Source organism: Pseudomonas viciae, from assembly GCF_004786035.1.
In the GTDB taxonomy this organism is placed as follows: Bacteria; Pseudomonadota; Gammaproteobacteria; order Pseudomonadales; family Pseudomonadaceae; genus Aquipseudomonas; species Aquipseudomonas viciae.
The window spans coordinates 3948999-3972817 of sequence record NZ_CP035088.1 but is presented as its reverse complement, the minus strand read 5'-3'; the positions used below and the strand labels follow the sequence as shown (position 1 = coordinate 3972817).

Genomic DNA, 23819 nt, shown 5'->3' with positions numbered 1-23819 from the left:
TCATCTTCGAAGGTGGCCGCCGGTTTTGTGCCCTGAAGGGCTCAAGCACTGGCATGGGTCAGCCCGGTCAAGGTGTCGGCGATGGTCTTGGTGCGTTGCGCTGTGCCTTCAGTGGTGCGGCTGGAGTCCTCCAGGACATCGAGCATTTCGCGCAGTGCGCCCACGGCCACGGACTGATCTTCGATCTGTTGGGCGACGCCTTGGATCTCCTTTGACAGCAGGTCGATATCCACGCCGATTTCAGCCGCATTCTTGCGGGTGATTTCCGCCAGCTTACGCACCTCGTCAGCCACCACGGCGAAACCTCTGCCCATTTCACCCGCCCGGGCGGCTTCGATGGCGGCGTTGAGCGCCAACAGGTTGGTCTGCCCGGCGATTTGCTGAATTACCTGCACGATCGACTGGATACGCAGGCTTGAGCTGGCGAGCGCACGCGCGCCGACCACCGCTTCACCGGCTTGCGTGGCCAGTTGTTCCACGGTTGTGCCCGCCTGCTCGGCAACGCTATTTTGCCGATCTATCGTGCCCGTCAGGTCATCCATCGACAGGTGCAGCTCACCGGAGTAATGCTTGATTTGCGTGGCCATTTCCTCTTGCTGCTGGCTGGCCTGTGCCAATACCTGGCCCAGGTCCGTCAGGCCGTTGAACACCGGCAGGACCGTGTTATCCAGGCCGCGGGTGTCCAAGGCGCTGTTGAAGTCATTCATCTTGAACGCCATGATCTGCTTGACCACTACATGGTTCAGGCCGGCCAGTTTCTTGATCTGACGACGCAGGAAGAAGGCCTTGAACTCGCCATAGTGGGCGATGAAGTTGTCGACGTATTCATCGGCAAAACGGGCGCCCTTGGTGATTCGAAAGAAGAAAATCGCCGTGAGCGTCTGGTTCAGGTTCAGGCCCAGGATTTCACCAAAAGTCGAGAAACCGGCCAAAGGCACGTCGCCGAAAATACCGGCCATGCTGCCCAGGTCACAGCCGTTGTTGAGCCGGCGCAGGATGCAGTCGTTGAGAATGGCCGCTACCGGCCGGCCACCTTTACCTCTGAGGAATTTCTCGTAGTCGATGCGGGTCGCTTCGCGAAGAGGCGTGCGCTTGACCATCACCAGCTCTTCGCCGGGCGCAACGTCGCAGAACAACTGGATGATTTGTTGTTGATAGTCGATGCGAGCAATGGAGCGCACGAACAGTTCTTCACCCACCCGGATGGCGAATGAGTAGTCGGCCAGCTTCTTTTCCAGCGTTTGGGCCGTGCACTCGAATGCGTCGCACAGGGCCTGCACCATGCTCTTGATATTGCCGCGGCTGTCGATGACCTGGTCGATGGTGCGGTCTTCCACCGACGCGGTCAGCACGTTGAGGCTTAATCCGGCGGGTTGGAAGTTCTGGCTTTTGAATACCCCGAAGCGCACATCCGCCGCGGTTTTCAGAAAAACAATTTGCGCATGGTTCTGGTAACTGCGCTGGCCATCGCTGATCAGGGTTTTCTTGAAATCCGTCTTGCCCCCGGCAGAGCCGCCGACGAACAGGCAAGGGAAGCGCCCGGACTCGTAGAGCGCCTCCATAAAGAACGACTCGGACGCCGAAAGACCATCGAACACCACGTAGGCCAAGGTGTCGCGGTGGTCAATGGGCGTGCTCACCTGCGCCTGCTTGATATTGTTCACCAGTTTGGCGATTCGCTCGCGCATGGCCAGACGTTTGCCCCCGCTGCGAATGTCTTCGCACTCCAGCGGCACCATCACCACCTCGGCCGAAGCAATCACACTGGAATCAAACAGTTGCAGCACCACCCGGTCCCACGTCTCGCCGGTCTGGCAGTACAGCGTGCTCGCGCCGTTGCACAGCTCTCCCGACGTCGTGCACAGGCTGATTGCACTGTGGCCAAAGCGCTTTTTGATTTTGGCGGCGATCTGGTCGATGTCCAGGTGAGGAGAGACAAAGCCGGTGACCAACACCGGGTCTACGCGCACGCTGGCCAGCGCCTGGTCAAGCTCACTGGCGGTGCAGACCACGCTGACAGCACCTTGTGCGTGGGCGCGGGCCTTTTTGAAGAGATTCAGTAGGTTCATGGCTGGACTCGTTTGAGTGCGACGTGATGCATACGCGGCATACGCGCGGGGCCTTCCTCTGTCCTCTTCTGCGAAAGCGAGCTTGTTAGAGTTGGTTACGCAGAGGCGCCCGGCGGCGCTCAGGCTATATACAGGGACCACCAACGGTGGATGACCCCTGTGTATTGCCCAGTCTCAAACTATCTATTTGCTTTCCCGCTCCACATTGTCTTTTCGTTGGCTTTTACTGCGTCTATCGATCAACGACTTTCGTACACATCTGCGCAGAAACACAGCAAAGCTGCCCGGCGTCCCCTCCACACCGTTTGCGAAGGTCCTTCTTCGCCATGTAAATCGGACGATTGGCTGCGGGTGCAAAACGGCACAGCCGCTCGACCGATCGATCAGCCGTTCAATAGGGTCATCGTCTGAGCGGCGTATCTATCGCCCGCTACCACACCTTCGGCGCCGAAAATGTCATCCAGATGAACCCGTTCGTCGGCGCTCAATGTAACGGCCGTGGCCGCGACATTGCTCTCCAGATATTTGCGCTGTTTGGTGCCCGGGATCGGGATGACATGGTTGCCCTGGGCCAATACCCACGCCAGGGCCAGTTGCGAAGCGCTGATGCCCTTATCTGCGGCCAATGCTTTGACCCGTTCCACCAGTATCAGGTTGCGAGTGAAGTTGTCGGCCTGGAAGCGTGGGTTGAAACGGCGATAATCATCGGCGGCAAAATCGTCCGGACTCTTCAGTTCACCCGTCAGAAACCCGCGACCCAGGGGGCTGTAGGCGACGAAGGCAATGTCCAGGCGTCGACAGGTATCGAGCACACTGTTGTGTTCAGGGTCACGGGACCACAACGAGTATTCGCTCTGGACCGCTGCCAGTGGATGAATCGCATGGGCGCGTTGGATGGTCTCGGCGCTGGCTTCTGAGATGCCAATGTGGCGGACCTTGCCCGCCTTGACCAGCTCGGCCATGGCCCCGATGGTCTCTTCGATGGGGACGAGGGGGTCAACGCGGTGCTGGTAGTAGAGGTCGAGGTAGTCGGTCTTGAGGCGTTTGAGGCTACCCTCGACCGATTGCCTGACGTATTCAGGGCGGCCATTGACGCCTCGGGCGTGGGGGTCGCTGCTGCGCACCAGGCCGAACTTGGTGGCCAGGTAGATGCTTTCACGCTTGCCGTGCAAGGCGCGTCCGAGCAGTTCTTCGTTGGTGTGCGGGCCATACATGTCAGCGGTGTCGAACAGGGTCACGCCCAGTTCCACGGCGCGGTGCAGCGTGGCAATGGCCTCTCGCTCATCCACCCCGGTGGTGTAGAAGTCCGACATGCCCATGCAGCCCAGGCCGATGGCTGAAACGTGGGGGCCGTGATGGCCGAGTTGGCGGGTCATCATGATGATTGCTCCTGGCGGTGAATGACTCGTTCAGTCTCCAGCAAGCTGTTTTCTGGATAAACCCGTGATTTTTGGTTTAACTATTCGCACTATCTAAATAGTGAGCCCGAGAATGGATCGATTACAGGCCATGCAGGTGTTCAGGCGCATCGTCGAGCTGGGCGGTTTTGGCAAGGCGGCCGATGACCTTGGACTGCCCCGGGCGAGCGTCAGCCTGTTGATACAGCAGCTGGAAACCCATCTGGGCGTGCAACTGCTGCAGCGCACCACACGGCAGGTGCGCGCGACACTCGATGGTGAGGCCTATTACCAGCGCTGCGGCCAACTGCTCGACGACCTCGATGACCTCGAGAGCGCGTTGTCGGTGCAGCGCAGCCAACCGCGCGGCACCTTGAGGGTGGACATGCCCATCGCCTTCGGCTGCACCTGGATCCTGCCGCATCTGCCGGATTTCTATCGGCGCTACCCAGGGTTGCAACTGGACATCGGCTTCCACGACCGGCAGGTCCATCTGCAGCGCGAGGGCGTGGATTGTGCGATTCGGGCCGGCAACGTCGTCGACCAGGCATTGGTGGCACGGCCCATTGTGCGGCTGCAGCAACTGACCTGCGCCAGCCCCGACTACCTGGCCCGCTCGGGCACGCCCCAACGGTTGGAGGATTTGCCGGCGCATCGGGCCATCAACTTTGCCTCGGGCAATGGACGATTTTTCCCGTTTGAGTTCGAGGTGGCAGGGCAGGTGCGCGAAGTGCAATTGCCGGGCGAGCTGACCGTCAACAATGCCGACGCCTACGTAATGGCCTGTGAGGCCGGCTTGGGCTTGATTCAAGTACCGCGTTACCACGTCCAGCGGCAATTGGCCGAGGGGCGCCTGGTGCAAGTGCTGGATGAATACGCCGTGCCGTTGTGGCCGATCTCAGCGGTGTACCCACCGCATCGACAGTTATCGCCTCGGGTGCGGGTCTTTATCGACTGGGTGATCGAGTTGTTGCACGGGGTGGCGGATACGCAGCGGGAGTTGATGGTGAGGGTCTAGAGGCGCGCGACCACGTCAAGCCTGGACCCAACGCTGACGACTCCAGCTACTCAACGTATCGACCACGAACACCAGTAGCAGCATCGCCAGGATCACTGTGCTGCCCTGGGCCTCCTGGAACAGGCTGAGGCTGACATAGAGCATCTGGCCCAACCCCCCGGCACCGACGAAGCCGAGCACGCTGGCCATGCGGATATTGTTTTCCCAGCGGTACAGGGTATAGGCCAGCAACTGGGGCAACAGATTGGGCAGTGTGCCGTAACAGAACGCCACGACAGCATTGCCACCCTGCAGGCGGATGGCATTGGCCGGTTCTGCCGGGGTGTTTTCCAGCGCTTCGGCGAACAGCCGGCCGAGTACGCCGGTGGTGTGCAGGGCTAACGCCAGGGTGCCGGCATTGGGCCCGAGCCCTGCGGCCAAGACCATCAGCGCGGCCCACACCAGTTCCGGAACCGCGCGCAAGGCATTGAGCACAAGGCGCGAGGCGCTCTGGAACGGCCAGCCGTAGCGCCCGGCCGCGGGCAATGCCAATAACAGGCCGAAGACCGCCGCCAGCAGCGTGCCGATGGCGGACATCGCAAGGGTTTCCACGGCGCCCTGGCCAATCGCGCGCAGGTGGCCCAGGCTCAGGTCCGGGCTGAGAAAACGCTGGGCATAAGCGCCCATCCGGGTCAGGTTGCCGCTGTCGTTGAGCTCGCCGAGGTCGATGCCCAGATAGGCGAACGAGGCGACGACCGCCGCGCCGATACCCAGGACAATGAGCGCGTTGAACAGACGATTCATGCCAGCCTCCAGCGCAGCAGGCGGCTGAGGTGATCGGCGAGCAACACCAGGACGAGGAACGTCAGCAGCAGGCTGGCCACTTCACCGCCGGCGAACATGCGCAACGACAGGTCCATTTGCTGGCCCAGGCCACCGGCACCGACGAAGCCCATTACCACCGAAGCGCGGATGGCGCACTCCCAGCGGTACACCGTGTAGGACAACAGCTCTGCCGCGACATTGGGCAGGATCCCATAGCCGAAGGCCGCGAGCCGGCTGCTGCCGGCCTGCAGCAACGCGTGGGCCGGACGCTGGTCGACTGACTCGTAGATTTCCGCGTAGACCTTGCCCAACATGCCGCTGTAGGTAATGGCAATGGCCAATACCCCGGCGGTCGGGCCGAGGCCGACGGCGCGCACGAAGAGCAGGGCCCAGACGATTTCCGGCACGCTGCGCAGGAAGATCAGTAAACCGCGTACGGGCCACCGCAACAGTTGGCCCCAATAGCCTGGAATGCCGGCATGGGAGGCCGCAGACAGCGACAGGGCACGGCTGGCCAGCAGGCTGGCGGGAACGGCCAACAGCAACGCCAGGGCCATGCCCGCCGTGGCGATCGCCAGCGTTTGCAAGGTGGCTTGCAACAGCAGCTCAATGAATTCCTCGCCATGGGCTGGAGGCCAGAAGGCTGAGACAAAGCGGCCCATTTCGCTCTGACTGTCACTGGCCACCAACACACTGAGGTCCAACTCACTGAATCGAATGCCCGGCCACAGCAGAACCAGTGCCAGCAAACTGAGCAGCAGGCGAGGGCGGGTGGCGGGGTCTCGGGTATCGCGTGTCAGCATCGGGGAATCTGTACGCTCAAGGGCGGCGCCGGGATCGGTGTGGACTGCAATTGTTCATTGGCGTAGAGCGTGTCGAGCAGCCCACGGTCGACCGCATCGGTTGGCAAGTCGAACAGGATCTGGCCATCGCGCAGGCCAACGATCCGCGAAAAATGCGCCAGGGCCAGCTCCACCGCATGCAGGCTGGCGACCAGGGTGACGTTGTGCTCCCGGGCATGGTGGCAAAGCACCGACAGTGTGTGCTCGGCCAAGACCGGGTCCATGGCCGATACCGGCTCGTCGGCCAGCAACACCTCGGGCGCTTGATACAGCACGCGAGCGATGCCCACGCGCTGGAGCTGGCCGCCGGACAGTTGCTGGCATTGGGCGAACAGCTTGTCGCCCAGGTCCAGCCTGGCCAATGCCGCGCGAGCACCGGGAATATCCAGCGGATGCAGCAGGTTCAGCAGGCTCTTGCCAATCCCCCACTGGCCCAGCTTGCCAGCCAGAACCGCAGTGACCACGCGCTGGCGCGGCGGCAGCGGGGGCGCTTGATGGATCAGGCCGATGCGCGCGCGCAGGCGTTGACGCTGGCGCGCCGACAACTGCCAGGCTCGCACGCCGAGCACTTGCATTTCACCGCTGCCCGGGCGCAGGGCGGTGCCCAACACGTTGAGCAGGCTCGACTTGCCCGCACCGGACGGGCCGATGATGGCGACCTGTTCGTTGGCGCCGATGTGCAGGTCCACGTCACGCAGTGCCTGGACACCGTTGCCGTGGACCAGGCTGACCTGGGTCAGGTGCAATGTCATTTGAGCAGTTCGGCGGCGCGTGCGGCTTCCTCGATGCCCTTGTAGTTCTCAGGCTTGGTTTCGATGAAGCGGCTGGCGGCCTGCAGGTCGAGGATTTCCTTGTCTTTCGGGTTCGCCGGATCGAGTGCCAGGAAGGCGGCTTTTATCTTGGCGGCCAGGGCGGGATCGAGGGTGCCGCGCACCGTCCAGTTGTAGTCGAAGTAGGCCGGTGTGGTAGCAAACACCTTGACCTTGGTGGTGTCGACCTTGCCGGCGGCGACCAGTTTTTCCCAGACACTGGCATTCAGCACCCCGGCATCGACCTTACCGGCCTGGACCCAGGCGACGGTGGCGTCATGGGCGCCCGAGTAGCCGACGCGGCTGAAGTAGGTTTCCGGCTTGATGCCGTCCTGGAGCATGAAATAACGCGGCATCAAACTGCCGGAAGTCGACGACACCGAGCCGAATGCGAAGGTCTTGCCCTTGAGGTCGGCCAGGGACTTGACGGCGGGGTCGGCGGTGATGAATTTGCTGGTGAATTGGGCGTCCTGCTCGCGCTGTACCAACGGAATGGCATTCCCGGTTTTCAGGCGGGCTTGTACGAACGTGAAGCCACCCAGCCAGGCCATGTCGATCCGGTCGGTGGCCAGTGCCTCGACCACGGCCGGGTAGTCGCTCACGGGCACGAACTCGACTTTCATGCCGGTTTGCTGTTCCAGGTAAGCGCCAAGTGGCTTGAACTTGCGCAGCAGCTCGGTAGGGGCTTCATCGGGAATCGCGCTGACCTTGAGTGTGTCGGCGGCCTGCGTCAGCAGGGTGCAAAAAGACAGGGTCAAGCCTGCAGCCAGTGCCAGGGAACGCTTGAACATGGAAGATCTCCGGTACATTAACGCAAGAATGTTTAAGCGCTAGCCACAGGTTGTTAAAGGCACGGCGCTTTGTGAGGGTAGACGAGCGGGAGCCCGATGACCGTTTTTTGGCTGCCCCGGTGGATCGCTGTTGGCAGCATTGCCGGGATCCTACAAGCTCAAACTGGCGATGCAAGCAGTTCTTGATCTAAATATCGCGCCGGACCAGGCTTGATTGAAATCACCTGCACTCATTGTCGCAGTCAGCAGAAGCAAGCTGAGCCTGGCATGATCGACGATCCGATGAACGATGACGCAAGAGCCTGATTCGATCCATGAGCGATGACTCCTACACACTGTTCACGCGCTTCAAGACCCCCGACCCTGCAATTGCTCCACGGGAACAGGTGCCGATGCTCGCCCAGGAGCTGGCCTGGGCGCATGAGCACGCTGCCATGCACCGCTTCAGCTGGATCGCGGTGCTCGTGCCGCCGTTGTGCTTTGGCCCTGTGCTGCCGGGCATCGCGTTTTTACTCGGCCTGTGGCTGTATCGAGCGCTAGTCGCCCCAGGTCTGGACGTTGACCGGATCGTCGGTGACTCCCTTGGCTGGCTTGCGCTGGCGACGTTGCTGTTCATGGCCGGTTGGGCGCTGCACAACTTTTTGCGCGATACCCGCGCCCCGACCAGACGCTACTGGCAGTCGATGCCGGACCAAGGACTGGTCGAGCTTGAGCGCCATACCCTGGTCTCTGGCATCAGCCTATGGTCTTGTGACTATGACCCGGATTGCAACGCCCTCATGCAGTGGACCAATGGCAAACTTGAGCGTATGCAAGACTCCGGTGTGTCGCAATGGGTCCTGGCCAAGACCGCTGCGGGCCACTGGCTCGCGCTCAAGGAGGGATATCCGGGCAGTTTCACCTACGAGCGGGTCGGGCGAATGCCTGCGCTGGACAAACAGATGCAACCCCGCCAACAACTGGCGTTTGCCTTTGCCCCCGGTACCAACCTACCTCTGGGGCGGCGTTTCGACGGGGCGCCAATGCCGTTGACGCAGACGCCGTATTGGATGTCCGCCGATGAACTCAAGCGCCTTGTAGAGATTGCCCATCACTGGACCTTTTTCCCGCCGAACCGTTTTGCCGTGGTCAATGACCAGGATGCCAGGTGGGTGCAATGGCTGGTGGACAGGGCCCAAGCCAGCGTCGGCCCCCGGCCGGAGCGATGCATTCCGACGGTGGTTTAATCTACCCGGAAACAGTGAACGCTCAAGCACTTGCGTCGCTGCACTCATCCATAGTTATCCAGAAAAACCGTGAGTATGTCTGTGGATAACCGCGTCGCGGCCAGGCGGTTGGAGCGTTTCAACAGACGATCAAAAAATAAACAGGTAGAGGGTTGTTAACCGGTCCTGCGTAAGCCAGCTGCTCACCTAGTCCCTCGAACTTCTACGCAACTGCCCCGGGCTGACGCCAAGGCGCTGCCTGAAGACAGTCGCCATGTGCGCCTGGGAGTTAAAGCCGCAGGTGTGGGCGATCTGCGCCAACCCGGCTGTTGAATCACGCATCAGGGCGCGGGCCTTGGCCAGGCGTCGGTCGATCAGGTAGCTATGGGGGCTTTTGCCCGTCGCATGCTTGAAGGCGCGCATGAAATAGCCTTCGGACAATCCGAGCAATCCCGCCATGGCCGGTACACTCAGTGGGCCGTCGAGGCCAGCGTCGATGAACTCATCGAGCAGACGCATGCGGTTGCCGGTGATAGACCCTGGGGGCGGGGTCGACAACGCCAGGTTATCCATCGTCCGTTCAGCCAGCCCGAGTGCCCAGGCCTCCCAATCGTCCTCGATGGAGGCCCGCAACAGTGCCCCGCGCATTCGTCGGGCGAGGGCGATGGCCTGTTGATCAATGCGATTGTTGAAGGCCCGATCGCCTACCAATGGAAAACCGTCTGTACGCATGACCCGCAGGTATTCACCGCCCCCCGGTGATTCGGAGAACACGTCACACTCGGCCGGGACGAACGCCAGGCCATTGGGCATGGCCTCGAAGGGCTGCACGCGGTCGCTGCCAATGGCATGCACGCCTCGCTGGCTGTCAAAGGCAAAGCCAATCGCCGCCTGGGTCGCGACATAACGGGCCGCGTAGGCGCAGCCGGGTAACAATTCGATCGCCCATGGGCCAGCCTCGATACGACGGACCGGTTCGGATGGACGCGATGGCGGCAGGCGGTTTCGATGGCTCATGAACACCATAGTAGAGAAGAGCGAGCACAAAAGTCAGGTCAGTTTTCTGAAAGCCGCCGTCTGGCGCCCATGCCTAGACTGGGCAAAACCTGGAGGTCACTCATGCACACACTGACTCGCGACGATCTTGAACAAGCTGCGCATCATGTCTATCAAGTCATGCCGGCAACCGCCCAATACGCCTGGCCGTTGCTGGCTGAACGGCTGGGTTGCACGGTGTGGGTCAAGCACGAAAACCACACCCCGACCGGTGCTTTCAAGGTGCGCGGTGGTATCACCTTCATGCACTGGCTCAAACGCACCCACCCGGACGTGAAAGGCGTGGTCACCGCCACCCGTGGCAACCATGGCCAGAGCCTGGCGCTGTCGGCAACGGCGCAGGGTTTGCGGGCGTTGATCGTGGTGCCGGAGCGTAATTCCGTCGAAAAGAACAACGCCATGCGCGGCTTTGGCGGCGAGGTGATTGAGTACGGCCGCGATTTCGATGAGGCCCGTGAGGAGGCTGCGCGCCTGGCGCAAGTGCATGGCCTCTACCTGGTGCCACCGTTTCATATGGAGTTGGTCAAAGGCGTGGCCACTTATGCCTTTGAATTGTTCAAGGCCGCGCCGGACCTGGACACTGTCTATGTGCCGATTGGCTGTGGCTCGGGGATTTGTGCGGTGATTGCCGCCCGTGATGCCTTGGGCCTGAAAACCCAGGTAGTGGGTGTGGTGTCCACTGAGGCGATGGCGGCAAAGTTATCGTTTGAAACGGGAGACCTGTGCGAAACCGCCTCGGCCAACACCTTTGCTGACGGCCTTGCCGTGCGCAGGCCAATTGCCGAGGCCTTCGCCATCTACGGGGCCGCTGCGACACGGATCGTATCGGTCAGCGACCAGGAAATTACCGAAGCCATGCGTGTGTATTACACCGATACCCATAACCTCGCTGAAGGGGCTGGCGCGGCCGCTTTGGCAGCGCTCATGCAGGAGCGTGAAGCGATGAAGGGGAGGAAGGTGGGGGTGATTCTGTCGGGTGGGAATGTCGATAGATCGGTGTATGCGAAAGTGATTGGATGACTGAGGTGGCGCAGGCGGTTGCTTGATCTTGCCTTTGGATACTGATTTTGACCTCAAACCAATAGGCTCTCGCCTGACAGGCGCTCTTTGTAGTCTATAGTTTTCACCAGAGCCGGAATCCTTTCGCGTGGCCGATCAGGAGCAATTAACTCCAGGAGCCGTTACCGCGTCAAAGGCCCGCAAGCCGTCAGCAGTGAAACGATGCAGGGAGCACATCATGCCGGTCCAACGGTCGAATATATTGGGATCGGCCTCTGATATTGCCAATGCTGCAAACTCCGTTTCCGCTACCACCCATAGCCTGTTTCGGCGCGGGTTCGACCAAGCCAAAGAAATCTACATTTTATTTCCGCTGCTAACGGTGCTCCTGTTGCTGGCCATCTGGGCGGGCACCCTGTACCTGATCAAGGTCGAACAGGTTCGCGCGCAACAGGGCGCCGCCACGGCAAGCCTGGAAATCGGCGCCACGTACGAGGCGCAAATTCTGCGGGCCGTGCGTGAAATTGATCAGACCCTCAAACTCGTCAAATACACTTACGAGTCCGAGGGGGAACAAAACCCGCTGCCAAAACTCAAGGAGCGGGCGTTATTGCCACCCCCTTTCCTGTTTGACGTCAGCGTGGTGGACGCCAGCGGTGTGGTGGTCGCCAGTACGCAGGCGAGTGAAGTGGGCATTGTCGTCGCCCAGGATGAGGCGCAAACGCGGTGGCGCGACAATACCCTGTCGATCAGTCGTCCCTGGAAAAATCCTGCGACGGGCGAGTGGACGCTGCGCTTCAGCCGGCGTCTCAATTCGGCGGGGGGCGCATTCTCTGGGATCGCAATGGTCGAGGTCGACGCGGCGTATTTCGTCAGCAGCTACGACGCCTCGAAGCTCGGCGATCAGGGCACGCTCGGGCTGCTGGGGACCGATGGCATCTTCCGGGTTCGGCGTACCGGGGAGGCGGTAATAGCCGGCGATACGGTCGATTACGCGGCGGTGGTGCCGGACACTGAAAACACTGAAGCGCTACTCTCGACCAATGGATGGGACGGGGTACGGCGCTACACCAGCGCCCGTCAACTCTACGACTATCCATTGGCAGTGATTGTCGGCTTGTCCGAGGAGGAGCAACTGGCTGCGGTGACGCGGCAGGCGCATACCTACCTGTGGCGGGCGGCGGGCGGTAGCCTGTTGCTGGTGTTGTTGGTCAGTCTGCTGAGTCGGATGAGCTGGCAACTGGTGCAAAGCCGTTTGCGGGCCGCCGAAGCCAAAGTAGCCTACGCCGAACGTGTCGAGTATCTCGCCTATCACGACGGTCTTACGTCGCTGCCTAATCGTAGTTTGTTCAGCAAGATGTTGGCTCAGAGTATCCGCGAGGCAAGCCGATATGATCGGCAGTTGGCGGTGCTCTTCCTGGACCTTGATCGTTTCAAGCAAATCAATGACACGCTTGGGCATGATGCCGGTGACCAACTGCTGCAAGCCGTTGCACTGCGCCTTCGGGCCTGTCTGCGCGCCAGTGACACCGTAGCTCGATTAGGCGGCGACGAATTCGTGATCTTGCTGCCGGAGCTGTCGGAGGACTCGTACGTGGCGGTCACCGCGCAGAAAATCCTGTCGACCATTGCCCGGCCCTTTAACCTCCACGGTCAGGAGTTCCGTATCACCGCCAGTGTCGGCATCAGTGTTTATCCTCGCGATGGCCTGGACGAGCAGACACTCAAGAAAAACGCCGATATTGCGATGTACCAGGCCAAGCAACAAGGCAAGAACAACTTCCAATTCTATTCCGAGAAACTGAATGCGGACTCGCTGGAACGGCTGACGCTGGAGTTGAGTTTGCGCCACGCCCTGGAGCGCGAGGAGTTCCAACTTCACTACCAGGCCAAGCGAGATGTGCGCAGCGGCCAGATCACGGGCATGGAAGCGCTCTTGCGTTGGGAACATCCCGATTTGGGTGTGGTGGCGCCCATGCAATTTATTCCGGTCGCGGAAGAGACCGGCTTAATCGTGTCGATCGGCAAGTGGGTGCTCAAGACCGCCTGCCGACAAAACGTTACCTGGCAACAACAGGGGCTGCCGCATTTGGGGATGGCCGTGAACCTGACCGCGCGGCAGTTTGCCGATGAGAACTTACTCACGGATCTCGCCGCGATACTGGCAGAAACTGGTATGGACGCCGGTCTGCTGGAACTCGAAATTGCCGAAAGCCTGCTCATGCAAGATGCCAAAAGAGCATTGAAGGTATTGATCGGTCTTAAAGACTTGAAGGTCCGGATTGCCATCGATGACTTCGGTATCGGCTATTCTTCGCTCTCGGCACTCAAGCAATTTCCCCTCGACGTCATCAAGATCGATCGTTCGTTTATTCGTGATATCTGCGATGTCTCGGAAGACAAAGCCTTGACCGAGGCCATTATTGCGATGGGTAGGACCCTCAGCCTGACCGTGGTTGCCCAAGGCGTGGAAACCAAGGAACAGGCCGACTTTCTACGGGACAATGCCTGCGACGAATTCCAGGGTTTTTACTTTAACCGGCCGGTGCCTGCCGACCAGTTCAAGGCATTGCTGCAAGCACAGACGGCTCATCCGGGGGCCGATAGGTAGAGGTCCAACGGGCTGATGAACAACGGGTACTCATTGGGGGGCAAGCGGTAGCGCCTTGACGCTGCTGTCCACATCGCGTGCGTCGATGTAGCCAATGGTTTCGGGATTCTCCGCGATACGTTTCTTGACTTCCGCGCTGCTTGAAACAGCCTGCGGAGGCTGTCCTCTGCCGGTAAAAATGATTTTCGACCAGTGCGCCTTGAGCTGGGACGCAGACTTGCCGGTGAAGGTTGAGTAAAACTCATCGCGGGTCGTTGAATCTTCGGTCTGATCAATCGGGACGGCCTGTCCGCCGTCGGGAAAACGGCTGGTTTTGCCCAGGAAGATATCCGCAACCTGATTGCGCGCCAGGGTTTTTACCGGATTGGAGGTGGCAACGACCACGACCACATCGGCCTTGATGGCAGCGCTGGCTGTGCACATGGCAAGCCCCGCTAGAGCAAATCCGATGAGCCTCACAAACCTCATGGCCTGCTCCATCAGAACACAAAATCGACAGCTAGGCTGATCACGCTGAATGACCCTCCCGGCTCAAAGTCTGGTTGGGGGTTGATCAACGGACCGACAGAGTTGCCCTTGAGACGTGTGTGGTCGTACTGCAATTTGGCGTCCATGTTCTTCGTGAAGTCCCAGCGCACGCCAAGGGAAAGTGTTTGGCGGCCTTCACCAGATCCCAGGATGGTGTTGAGGGCGCCGTTGAGGCCGACAGCAGCCTCAGCGAAGGCGGGGGGTAAAGTCGACACCGTCAAACCCGAGGCGGAGGTTTCAGATTCCGTCCTGGATCGCGCGTAAGTGATGTAGGGGGTGAATGCCTCGACCCGGTAGCCACCGCTGACATACCAGGCGCTTGTGGTGCCTAACGCGGAGCGACTATCGAGACGCCCCCACTCGCTCATGACGAACCAGTCGCCCGGATCGTAGCTGGCGCCTATCCCGAAAAAACCGACGGGTGTGTCATTGGAGTCGTAACGTTTGGCAATAGCGTTGCCTTCTGCACCGAACGCCCTGAACGTATCGAAGAGTGAATTGAATTGCTCCACGGTCAGGTCGGTTTTCATATAGGTGATGCGCGTGGTCAGGGCGCCGAACTCGGTGGTGTTGGTAATGCCCCACAGATTCCTTGCCATCGCCTTGCCGGCACCGTCGGGCTGGCGGCTGTCGTGCTGGCCGTAGTTACCCTGCACGGTATTGGTGAGTTCATCGACATGAAATCTGTAGCTGAGGTCCACGCCGTCGCTGCTGGTGATGGGAATCAGGCTGTAAACCTCCATCGGTGGACGCACCCAGGGCAGGGTGTACCCCACTTTTCGGGTGTCGGAGAGCAAGAAAACCGGCAAAACGGTGCGGCCGACACGTGCGCTGAAATCCGGCGTGAACTGATATTTGATGTTGGCCCACTCGACGAAGGGCCGATAGCTGTTGTCGTAACGCTGCTCTGAAATGACTTGTACCACGGCGGAAAGCTGGGGAGTGAACGTGGCGATCACCTGGGCACCCATCAAACTGTCGACGTCGGCGCTCCAACTGCGTGAGTGACCTGCACCGTTGGGTTTGAAGATAGTGGAGGTGAAGTCAGCTTTTCTCTCGCTGGAATGGACTATCCCCACTGTGCCGAAAGTGCTTAGCGAAAACATCGACGTGTCTGGGGCGCCGGCGTTGACGGCGCTGGCCTGCAAGGTCACCACTGCCAGCGCCAGGGTATTTAGTTTTGCCACGGGTCTGCCGCCATTCGTTCTGTTCCTTGTAACGTTGGCTGAAACTGCGTGAGGCACGAACCGAAGAGTAGCCTAGATCGCCAGCTTGAGCGTAAAGGTCGCCCCTTTTCCTGGCCCATCGCTGTGCGCCTCCAGTGAGCCTCCCATCTCCATGGCTGCCAGGACGCAGCTGTGCAAGCCAAACCCGTGGCCATCTTTGCGCGTGGTGAAGCCATGGGCAAAAATCCGCGTCAGGTTCTCTGACGCAATACCTTCACCGTTGTCGATCACCTTGATAGCCAAGGTGTTTTCTTGCTGGACTTCACTGTGAAGGGTGATCTGAGGGCTACGTTCCAGTCTGTCATCCATCGCACTGCTGGCATTTTTTATCAGGTTGACCAGGATCAGCAGTACCCGGTGTTTGTCCAGCTGCAGCAAGGGCGTTTCTGCGAAGTCTCGCACCACGGTTATCTGGCGTGCCGCGATTATTCCGGCGTTCATGCGCAGGGCGTCCTCGATCAGTTCCTTTATTTGTACGGCCTCGGCGATGCTGGAAGCGCCTGCATAGGATTGCTGCGCGGAGACGATTTCCTTGATGTGATCAACGCTTTTGCTCAGTTGCTCAAGTTCGTTGGTCATGCTTTGTTGCTCGACCGCCAGGGCCTCCACCAGTTGGTTCAGGTAACCAGGCAGAAGCTTGCCTTTCTCGTCATGGGAGATGTAATCACCCAGATCTTCGGCATGCTGGTTCATCAATTGCACCGCCTTGCCAAGCCCCAAGGCCTTGCTGTTGCGCAGCTTACGGGTGACCAGCTCTGCGGAGATATTCACGCTATTAAGCACGTTGCCGACGTTATGCAGCACGTTGGTGGCGATTTCTGCCATGCCGGCCTGGCGGGCTACCGCGGCGAGTTGAGTCTGGGTTTCGGCGGCGCGCAAGCGGCTTTGCGCCAGTTGCCAACTCATCCGGGCGAGCAGCCCCACCAACAACACCAGCACCAGGCTGCCGCCCGCCGCCCGCCAGAGGTAGGTGTGCGCTTGTCGAGTCACTGCGGCCAATTGTTCCTTCTCGGACAAACCGACAATCACCGCCAGCGGCAAATCGTAGAGTTGGCGGGCGCTGGTGTAGCGCCGTACACCGTCCCATGCATTGACCGAGAGTACCGCCTCGGTATTTTCGGTGTCTGGCACCACCGCCGCGTAATCGACCGCATCACCGGCCAATACTGCCTCCCCGGTGCGTCGTACGCGGAAGATGCCGTCAGTGCCCAGGAGTCCGAGTGCGCCCTGGTCGCCGAGCTTCGAGGCGTCGTAGCTGCTGACGAAATAGGCGGCATCGACCTCAACCCTGGCGATTCCGGAAAACGCGCCACCCGCTGCATTCAGCCGGCGACTGAAGCGTAATCGCCATTCGCCTGTCTCAGGGCTTTTCCAAGGACGACTGATCAACAGTGAATCGTTGTTCTGCAGTGCCTGCTGCTCGTCCGGGTCGGCGTTTTTTTCACTCTCGTGCCCCCGTGTGCTCGCCACCAGCTCTCCGCGCGGATTGACCACACTGACGTCAAACACCAGGGCCGGCGGCAACAATGCGCGTTCCTTGAGTCGGGGCAGGGGATTGCGCTCACCCTCAGTCTCGTAGGTGTATTTGACCAGCTTGAGGGTCTGATCAATCTCATGAATGGCGCGCAACATTTGTGCTTCGTACGTGGCGCCGATTTCCATGCTCGCTGTCGCTGCTCCCTGCTGGGCGCGAATCTGTTCGACCTTGATCAGGTACAGGGTGGCCGTCCAGATGGCCAGTAACAGGAGCACGGCTAATAGCGGGAATAAAATGTAGGCTTCTTTAGTCTGGTCGAAGACGCGCCGAAACAGTTTATCCGTGGTAACAGAAATGGCGCCCGGGGAATTCTCGATGCCAGGGGCCGACCTCGCGGTATTCGGCTGTTGGATCAGCATGATGTGCTCCCTGCATCGTTTCAATACTGAAGGCTTGCGGTTATGCGGCGCGATAATCGCTCGAGGAGGGGGGGACGCTCCTGATTGCCCGAGCAAAAAAATCGGACCTGAAAGAACTATAGACCACAAACCGTACCCGCTATTGCCTTGCCCGTTTCAGGGGGGGACTGGCAGGCGACCGTTACCTACGGCTCTTCGCGCATGATCCGCGCTACTTCGCCTGATGCCTTGAGCTGCTCGAAAGCCCGCTGGGCCTTGGCGACGACTTCGTTCGAAGTGCTCAGACTGAAGGCCAGGTGTACCCGATGGGGCCGCTCATCAAGGGAGTAGACTTCCTCCAGTGAAGTGAAATCCACAGCGGCATCCTTGCTCATCAGGCGCGCCGTATTTTCGGGCATCGGTAGCAACTGGATCTGATGATTCAGCAGCTTCTGAAAGTTATCGTGGTTATCGACCGACACCACCAGCCGGGTAAAGCCTTGCTGCTGCAGGTAAACTTGCTTGGCGTCATTGCGAACCACGCCTATGTCGTACTGCTTGGCCTCTTCAAGGCTGTTTATGGTGATGGCCTCGCCCCCGCGCATTTTGTAGAGCTTGGTGGTCGACTGATGTATTTCACCCACCCACTTGAATAGCTCTTCGCGGGCCGGCGTACGATCCAATGGGAAGATCAGCACATTAGGCTCATGCAAGGCCTTTTCGTAAGCCCGTGCCCACGGATACAGCCCCATCCGAAAGTCAGTGAGTTCTGCGCGTTTCAATGTTTCTTCGGCTATGCGAGTGCCTGGCCCGACGAGCTGGCCTTCACGGGCGTAAGCGTACAAGGAGTCTTCGGTCACGACTTCAATCGCCTCGGCATGGCTTTTGAAGCTGATCAAGGCCAGGAGCAAACATGAACAGAGCGTCAGACGAGAATGCATACAGACCTCATTACATGCGATGGTTTATATAACGACGCGGTCGCGCCCTTGGTGTTTGGCCCGGTACAGCGCCTGGTCGGCGCGTTGCAACAGTTGATCGAAATGATCCATGGTCTCCGGGTCCAGCTCGGCGACGCCGATGCTCAGGGTGACGAAGGAGGAGACCGCTGAGCCGCTGTGGGGAAGCTCACGTTCGGCCAGGCTTGCACGAAGTCGCTGGGCAGCGTCGTAAGCCTGGTTTGCATCGATGTTGGGCAGCACCACGACGAACTCCTCACCCCCGACGCGGGCGGTCAGTTCGCCAGAGCGCCCGAAAACGCTGCTCAGGGTTTCAGCGATCTGCTTCAAGCACTGATCCCCCTGTATGTGGCCGTAGGTGTCGTTGTAGATCTTGAAAAAATCGACATCGCACATGAGCACGGCCAGCGGGGTCCTGTGGCGGATCGCGCGGCGAAATTCGACTTCCTTCAGTTCGTCGAAATAGCGACGGTTGGCCAGGCCGGTCAAGGCATCGTGACGTGACAGGGCTTCCAGGGACTGGTTGGCCGCCTTGAGTTCGGCGGTACGCGCCTCGACCAGTTCGGCCAGTTGATCGCGGCTGGCGGCAATCGCCAGTTCATCCGAATGCTGGCGCTCCAAGTGGGCGTGGAGATTGTCTTGAAGAGCATTGACTTGGAATTCGAGCAGACTCAGCTCATCTTGGCCGTGCACCGAGCGTTGCAGCTTGAGGTGATGCTTGAGTGTCTGCGGGGCGAGACCGCTCAGATGTCGGGCGATCTGTACCACGTGCACGGTCACCAGGCGGTTGAACATGGTCATGACCAAGCCGGCCAGCAGCAACGATTGGATAATCTGAGTGATGACGATGCTGCGGGCTTCCTTCCAGAGACGCTCCCAAAGCAGGTGATTGTCGCCTTCAATGGTCAGCTCGCCGACTTTTTCGTTGGCGCCGATGTAGGGTTGCGCGACGAGCTGGCGATGCAGCACTGGCACCACACCTGAGGGGCCGAGGGGATATCGATTGAATTCGATAGTTTCAGGCGACTGGCCTGGTCGTAAAATATTCAGCGCCACGCGCCCCACCGGCGCAGCCTTCGCGACGCTGCTGAGCTGCTTGTCCAGCGATTCGCGGTCCATTTCCCAGATGGCGTGAGCCAAGGTGTTCTGGAACACTTGATCGATCAGGGCAAGCTCCGAGTTCATCTCCGTCAGGTTGCTCTCCCAAGCCATCCAGGTCCGGAGAGTGACCATGGCCAGGGTAAAGAGCAGACAGAACACCAATGTTGCGAGCACCAGGCGCCGACCCAATGAACTGAACGTCCTGGTCTTCGGCTGTGGGGAGGACGGCGCCGGCAAGTGGTCTCCCATGTCATAACCATTTGCGCACGATGGCATCGAAAACACCATTGCGACGGATGGCCTCGAGGCCTGTACGGAATTTGTCGACCGTTTCGGTCGGCGTCTTGCGGCTGAACGCCATGTAGAAGCCCTCTGCGTTGCTCAACTCGGGAAGCGGCAGCGAGCGGATCAGCACTTTTTCCGGGTCCTCGCCATTCTGGCGAGTCAGGTACAGCGCGTTGAGTTCATTGGAAATCCATAGCTCCACATGGTCGACCTTGAGCTTGCGGTAGTTGTGCTCGTACTTGGTGCTCGACTGCAACTCTTCACCGATGCGGAAGCCCTTTGAGATCAGATACTGCTCCCCCACATCCTGATTGACCGTGGCGATCTGGTGACCATGGGCATCGGCCAGCGAGTTGAGTTTTACCGGGCGGACGGCCAGCGAATATATGTACCACTGCGTAGGGGCAATGGCGCCGATCCATTGGAAAAGCGATTCGCGGGCAGGTGTGCGGACGATTGAATAGATCAGCACATTACTTTCATTGAGTGCCAGTTCATACGCACGGGCCCAAGGCATGGGCTGGATAGGAGGCGATTCGACGCCGGCTTCCTTGAATACGGCCTGCACCACCTCGGTGGCCATGCCGGTCACCCGCCCATTCTGCGTCATGTTGTAGGGCGGCAATTCCTCCGTAACGATACGCAGCGCGGTCTCTGCTGCAACGCTTGGCGGGGATCCGCAGGCAGCCAGAAGCACCAGAATGCCGAATATTAGAAAGCGGTTAAGCGCCAGAGCCATCGAAATTATCCTGTGCAACCAGCAGAACCTGGCGGGTCTACGAGCCATTGACTTAATGGTTATCGACCGGGCGAGCGTCAGCTTGAGCATCGCCCGTCGAACGACGCCGGCGAACTTCGAGCAAACGGCTGCTGTTGTTGCGCAGGTCCGCAGTGGCCATGGCGCCAATGAGGACCTGCTTACCGGTGGCGGGCAACAGGAGGTATTGGGTCGGTACTCGAACCTATCTGGAGAGTTTTGACCCGGGCGGGCAGGGGGATCGGTTCGAGCCGGGTCTGCCTTAATAGACCTGAGGCACGATGAGCTCCGGTGGCGTCGGGCTGCGGGAGTAGTCCTCCTGACGCACGCGCTGTGGCAGTTCAATCACCGGTAGCTCCACCTCTTCATAGGGCATCTGCCCGAGCAGGTGATGGATGCAATTGAGGCGGGCTTTTTTCTTGTCGTCGGCTTGCACCACCCACCAGGGGGCTTCGGCGATGTGGGTGCGCTCGAGCATGATTTCCTTGGCCTTGGTGTAGGCCTCCCAGCGCCGCCGGGACTCCAGGTCCATGGGGCTGAGTTTCCATTGCTTGAGCGGATCATGAATGCGACTGAGGAAGCGCAGGTGCTGTTCCTGGTCGGAAATGGAGAACCAGTATTTGATCAGCTGAATGCCGGAACGGGCGAGCATCCGTTCAAACTCAGGCACCGTGCGGAAGAACTCTTCGTACTGGTCGGCGTTGCAAAACCCCATGACTTGTTCGACCCCGGCGCGGTTGTACCAGCTACGGTCGAACAGCACGATTTCACCCGCCGCCGGCAGGTGTGAGACGTAGCGCTGGAAGTACCACTGAGTGCGTTCGCGGTCATTGGGGGCGGGCAGGGCGGCAACCCGACATACCCGGGGATTGAGGCGCTGGGTAATGCGCTTGATCACGCCCCCTTTGCCGGCGGCATCGCGGCCTTCGAACAGGATCACGACCTTGTGCCCGGTCTTGACTACCCAACTTTGCAGCTTCACCAATTCGCCTTGCAGGCGAAATAGTTCGCTGAAATACAGTCGGCGGATTTCCTTCTCGCTGGCGTCCTGGTCGTGTTCATCGAACAATGCATTCAAGCCGTGCCCGTCTTCGGCCAATTCCAGCTCCAGTTCTTCGTCGCTGTGATCGAGCAGTTCACGGTGGATACGCTGTATCAAGGTGTCTTGGATGGCTGACATGGTGGGCGCTCGCGTCGTGGGTGCGGCAAACGCTATTCGCAATTTATGACAACTTCGCTACGCCTCACGACCCACAGGTTTTTATCGGCTTAATTGCCCATAGGCCAGCAACCGACGCTCTGCCAGTCGGAATACACCCACCAGCGCAAACGCCACCAACATATAGAGCAGGGCGGCGATCCCATAGGCTTGAAAAGTCTTGAACGTGGCCGCGTTAACATCCGCCGCGATTTTCAGGACGTCGGGCACGGTGGCGGTAAAGGCAATGGCCGTGGCATGCAAGACAAAAATCACTTCGTTGCTGTAGGCGGGGAGTGCCCGGCGCAGCATGCTCGGTATCAGCACCAGCATGATCAATTGGCTGCGAGTCATGCCCAGGGCCAGGGCTGCTTCGATCTCGCCGCGTGGGGTGGTGCGCAGTACACCGGCGAGAATTTCGATGGTGTAGGCGCAGGTGTTCAAGGCCAGCGCGAGGATGACGCAGTGCATGCCGTCGCGGAAGAACCACCACAGGCCTGGTGATGCTCTGATGAGGCTCAGGCTGGCCAGGCCGCTGTAGATGATCAGCAACTGCACGAACAATGGCGTGCCGCGAAACACCAGGGTGTAGAGCTGGATCGGCAGTGCCACCCAGCGGCTGCCGTAGGTGCGAATCAGTGCCAGTGGTATCGCCGCACACAAACCGGTGACGGCGGATGTCACCAACAGCCATAGTGTCACGGACAGGCCGCTCCAGCGGTAGCCGTCGGACCACAGGAAGTTCGGTCCGAACTCCTTCAATATCTCGATCATGACACGCTCCGCTGCGGTTCGATGCTGTAGCGCCGCTCAAGGTGTTTGAGTGCAAGGCTTGAAAGGATCGCAAAGGCAAGAAATATCGCGGCGATCACCAGGTAGAAAAACATCTGCCTGGAGGTCGCATTGCCCGCCTGTTTGGCGACCTGAACCATGTCATTGAGGCCCAGCAATGAAATCAGGCCGGCGCTTTTCAACAACACCTGCCAGATATTGCCGATGCCGGGCAGTGCGAACCGTATCATCTGCGGGAGACGGATACGCCGCAGGACTTGCCAGTGACTCATGCCATAGGCCCGGGCCGCTTCCAGCTGCCCGGATGGGATGGCCTGGAAGGCGCCGCGAAAGGTCTCGGTGCAATAGGCACCGTAGATGAAACCCAGGGTGCCGATGGCAGTGCCGTAAGGGTTCAACTGGAACGATTCCTGGCTGAGCGCGTCCGCCATCTGGTTGAGCCCGATTTGCGCGCTGTAGTAGATGAGCAGCATCAGGACCAGGTCCGGCACGCTGCGCACCAGCGTGGTATAGACCGTCGCCACTATCCGTAGCGGCGCCAGCGACGAAAGCTTGGCCAAGGCCCCGAACAGGCCAAGGACGAGGGCTACGCAGGCGGCCCACGTGGCCACCTGGACGGTCAACCATGCGCCCTGGAAGATGAGATAGCCGTACCCTTCGAGAAACATGCTTTCAGGCTCCGCGCGGCTGGTTTACTTGGGCGAGATGTCGAAGTCGAAGTATTTTTTGGCAATGCGTTCGTAGGTGCCGTTCTGGTGGATCCGCTCGAGCGCCTGATTGATTTCACCGGCAAGGGCCGTATCGCTTTTGCGCAAGCCGATCCCGGTGCCCGGCCCGAAGATTTCCGCTGATTTCACCACTTCTCCGGCGTAGCCGAAGTCTTTGCCCATCGGCTTTTTCAGCAGGCCTTCGGAAACTGCGATGGCATCGTCGAACGCGGCATCCAGGCGGCCGTTGATCAAGTCCGAGTAGGTCAGGTCACTGCTCTGGTAAGGCACCACTTCCACACCTTTGAGCCCCCACATCCGCTTGGCATAGACCTCGAACACACTGCCTTGCTGCACGCCGACGCGCTTGCCGCGCAGGGATTCGGCCGTGGGTTGCAAAGGGCTGCCTTTCGGGGCCACCAGGCGCGCCGGGGTGTCGTAGAGGGTGTTGGAAAAAGCGATTTCAGCTTTGCGTTCTTCGGTAATCGACAGCGCCGAGAGTATCCCGTCGAACTTCCTGCCCTTGAGGGCCGAGACCATGCCGTCGAAGGCGTTCTCCACCCAGACGCAACGCCGCTGCAACTCGGCGCACAGGCTTTCCCCCAACTCGATGTCGAAACCTGTCAGCGAGCCGTCCGGTCGCTTGGACTCGAAGGGCGGGTAGGTGGGATCGACCCCGAAACGCAACTCTTCACTGGCGCCCCAGGTCATCAACGGGCTGGCCACGAGCATCAAACCGATCAGACATTTTTTCATCGACAGGGTATCCACGACAGGTTGGTAGAACCGC

Annotated in this window: 21 protein-coding genes and 1 pseudogene; 4 read left to right on the top strand and 18 right to left on the bottom strand. The window is 59.8% G+C overall.

The window, feature by feature from the left end; translation table 11 throughout:
• Positions 1-41: 41 nt before the first annotated feature.
• The 3 genes and pseudogenes from EPZ47_RS30865 to EPZ47_RS17140 form a co-directional block, all read right to left on the bottom strand.
• On the bottom strand, positions 42-542 hold the full coding sequence (locus EPZ47_RS30865) for a methyl-accepting chemotaxis protein (RefSeq protein WP_256454416.1): 501 nt from the start codon (positions 540-542) through the stop codon (positions 42-44).
• A 372-nt stretch (positions 543-914) separates the two neighbouring features.
• Positions 915-2069, bottom strand: a pseudogene (locus tag EPZ47_RS30860) (FIST signal transduction protein); the annotation flags it as partial.
• Between the two features lie 383 nt (positions 2070-2452).
• A complete protein-coding gene (locus EPZ47_RS17140; RefSeq protein WP_135845889.1) occupies positions 2453-3448 on the bottom strand; it encodes an aldo/keto reductase in 996 nt (331 codons plus the stop codon).
• 112 nt (positions 3449-3560) lie between these two features.
• Between EPZ47_RS17140 and EPZ47_RS17135 the strand changes: the two genes are divergently transcribed.
• A complete protein-coding gene (locus EPZ47_RS17135) occupies positions 3561-4484 on the top strand; it encodes a LysR family transcriptional regulator (RefSeq protein WP_135845888.1) in 924 nt (307 codons plus the stop codon).
• 15 nt (positions 4485-4499) lie between these two features.
• Here EPZ47_RS17135 and phnE read toward each other — a convergent pair whose 3' ends face one another.
• From phnE to EPZ47_RS17115, 4 genes are read right to left on the bottom strand one after another with little or no spacing between them, the layout of a single operon-like run.
• Entirely contained in the window at positions 4500-5267 is a 768-nt protein-coding gene (phnE, locus tag EPZ47_RS17130) for a phosphonate ABC transporter, permease protein PhnE (protein WP_135845887.1), read from the bottom strand.
• Positions 5264-6091, bottom strand: a complete 828-nt coding sequence (locus tag EPZ47_RS17125; RefSeq protein ID WP_135845886.1) for a PhnE/PtxC family ABC transporter permease — start codon at positions 6089-6091, stop codon at positions 5264-5266. Before EPZ47_RS17125 ends, phnE begins: the two co-directional genes overlap by 4 nt.
• Positions 6085-6882, bottom strand: a complete 798-nt coding sequence (locus tag EPZ47_RS17120) for a phosphonate ABC transporter ATP-binding protein (protein ID WP_135845885.1) — start codon at positions 6880-6882, stop codon at positions 6085-6087. Before EPZ47_RS17120 ends, EPZ47_RS17125 begins: the two co-directional genes overlap by 7 nt.
• A complete protein-coding gene (locus EPZ47_RS17115; protein WP_135845884.1) occupies positions 6879-7730 on the bottom strand; it encodes a putative selenate ABC transporter substrate-binding protein in 852 nt (283 codons plus the stop codon). Before EPZ47_RS17115 ends, EPZ47_RS17120 begins: the two co-directional genes overlap by 4 nt.
• A gap of 314 nt (positions 7731-8044) precedes the next feature.
• Here EPZ47_RS17115 and EPZ47_RS17110 point away from each other — a divergent pair, with 314 nt between their 5' ends.
• On the top strand, positions 8045-8956 hold the full coding sequence (locus EPZ47_RS17110; protein ID WP_238346640.1) for a hypothetical protein: 912 nt from the start codon (positions 8045-8047) through the stop codon (positions 8954-8956).
• Positions 8957-9142: 186 nt separating this feature from the next.
• On the opposite strand, the gene EPZ47_RS17105 is transcribed toward EPZ47_RS17110, so the two are convergent.
• Entirely contained in the window at positions 9143-9961 is an 819-nt protein-coding gene (locus EPZ47_RS17105) for a helix-turn-helix transcriptional regulator (RefSeq protein ID WP_135845883.1), read from the bottom strand.
• A gap of 93 nt (positions 9962-10054) precedes the next feature.
• Here EPZ47_RS17105 and EPZ47_RS17100 point away from each other — a divergent pair, with 93 nt between their 5' ends.
• Both EPZ47_RS17100 and EPZ47_RS17095 read left to right on the top strand, forming a co-directional pair.
• Positions 10055-11011, top strand: coding sequence for a threonine dehydratase (locus EPZ47_RS17100; RefSeq protein WP_135845882.1), 957 nt, complete (start codon positions 10055-10057; stop codon positions 11009-11011).
• Positions 11012-11228: 217 nt separating this feature from the next.
• The gene (locus EPZ47_RS17095) at positions 11229-13601 is read left to right on the top strand and encodes a putative bifunctional diguanylate cyclase/phosphodiesterase (RefSeq protein ID WP_135845881.1); all 2373 of its coding nucleotides are present in this window, start codon (positions 11229-11231) and stop codon (positions 13599-13601) included.
• Positions 13602-13631: 30 nt separating this feature from the next.
• Here EPZ47_RS17095 and EPZ47_RS17090 read toward each other — a convergent pair whose 3' ends face one another.
• From EPZ47_RS17090 to EPZ47_RS17045, 10 genes are all read right to left on the bottom strand, one after another.
• A complete protein-coding gene (locus tag EPZ47_RS17090; RefSeq protein WP_135845880.1) occupies positions 13632-14069 on the bottom strand; it encodes a type 2 periplasmic-binding domain-containing protein in 438 nt (145 codons plus the stop codon).
• Between the two features lie 11 nt (positions 14070-14080).
• Positions 14081-15316, bottom strand: a complete 1236-nt coding sequence (locus EPZ47_RS17085; RefSeq protein WP_135845879.1) for a porin — start codon at positions 15314-15316, stop codon at positions 14081-14083.
• A 72-nt stretch (positions 15317-15388) separates the two neighbouring features.
• Entirely contained in the window at positions 15389-17251 is a 1863-nt protein-coding gene (locus EPZ47_RS17080; RefSeq protein ID WP_135845878.1) for an ATP-binding protein, read from the bottom strand.
• Positions 17252-17436: 185 nt separating this feature from the next.
• Complete coding sequence (locus EPZ47_RS17075; protein ID WP_135845877.1) at positions 17437-18171, bottom strand: substrate-binding periplasmic protein; 735 nt, start codon at positions 18169-18171, stop codon at positions 17437-17439.
• Positions 18172-18195: 24 nt separating this feature from the next.
• Positions 18196-19539: a GGDEF domain-containing protein gene (locus EPZ47_RS17070; protein WP_135845876.1), complete on the bottom strand. Its 1344-nt coding sequence runs from the start codon at positions 19537-19539 to the stop codon at positions 18196-18198.
• A gap of 1 nt (position 19540) precedes the next feature.
• The gene (locus tag EPZ47_RS17065) at positions 19541-20314 is read right to left on the bottom strand and encodes a substrate-binding periplasmic protein (protein ID WP_135845875.1); all 774 of its coding nucleotides are present in this window, start codon (positions 20312-20314) and stop codon (positions 19541-19543) included.
• Positions 20315-20594: 280 nt separating this feature from the next.
• On the bottom strand, positions 20595-21512 hold the full coding sequence (gene ppk2, locus EPZ47_RS17060; protein WP_135845874.1) for a polyphosphate kinase 2: 918 nt from the start codon (positions 21510-21512) through the stop codon (positions 20595-20597).
• 81 nt (positions 21513-21593) lie between these two features.
• Positions 21594-22304 (bottom strand): histidine ABC transporter permease HisM, encoded by a 711-nt coding sequence (hisM, locus tag EPZ47_RS17055; protein WP_135845873.1) that lies wholly within the window; start codon positions 22302-22304, stop codon positions 21594-21596.
• A complete protein-coding gene (locus tag EPZ47_RS17050) occupies positions 22301-22990 on the bottom strand; it encodes an ABC transporter permease (protein WP_135845872.1) in 690 nt (229 codons plus the stop codon). Before EPZ47_RS17050 ends, hisM begins: the two co-directional genes overlap by 4 nt.
• Positions 22991-23014: 24 nt before the next feature.
• Positions 23015-23785, bottom strand: a complete 771-nt coding sequence (locus tag EPZ47_RS17045; protein ID WP_135845871.1) for an ABC transporter substrate-binding protein — start codon at positions 23783-23785, stop codon at positions 23015-23017.
• Between the last annotated feature and the right edge of the window lie 34 nt (positions 23786-23819).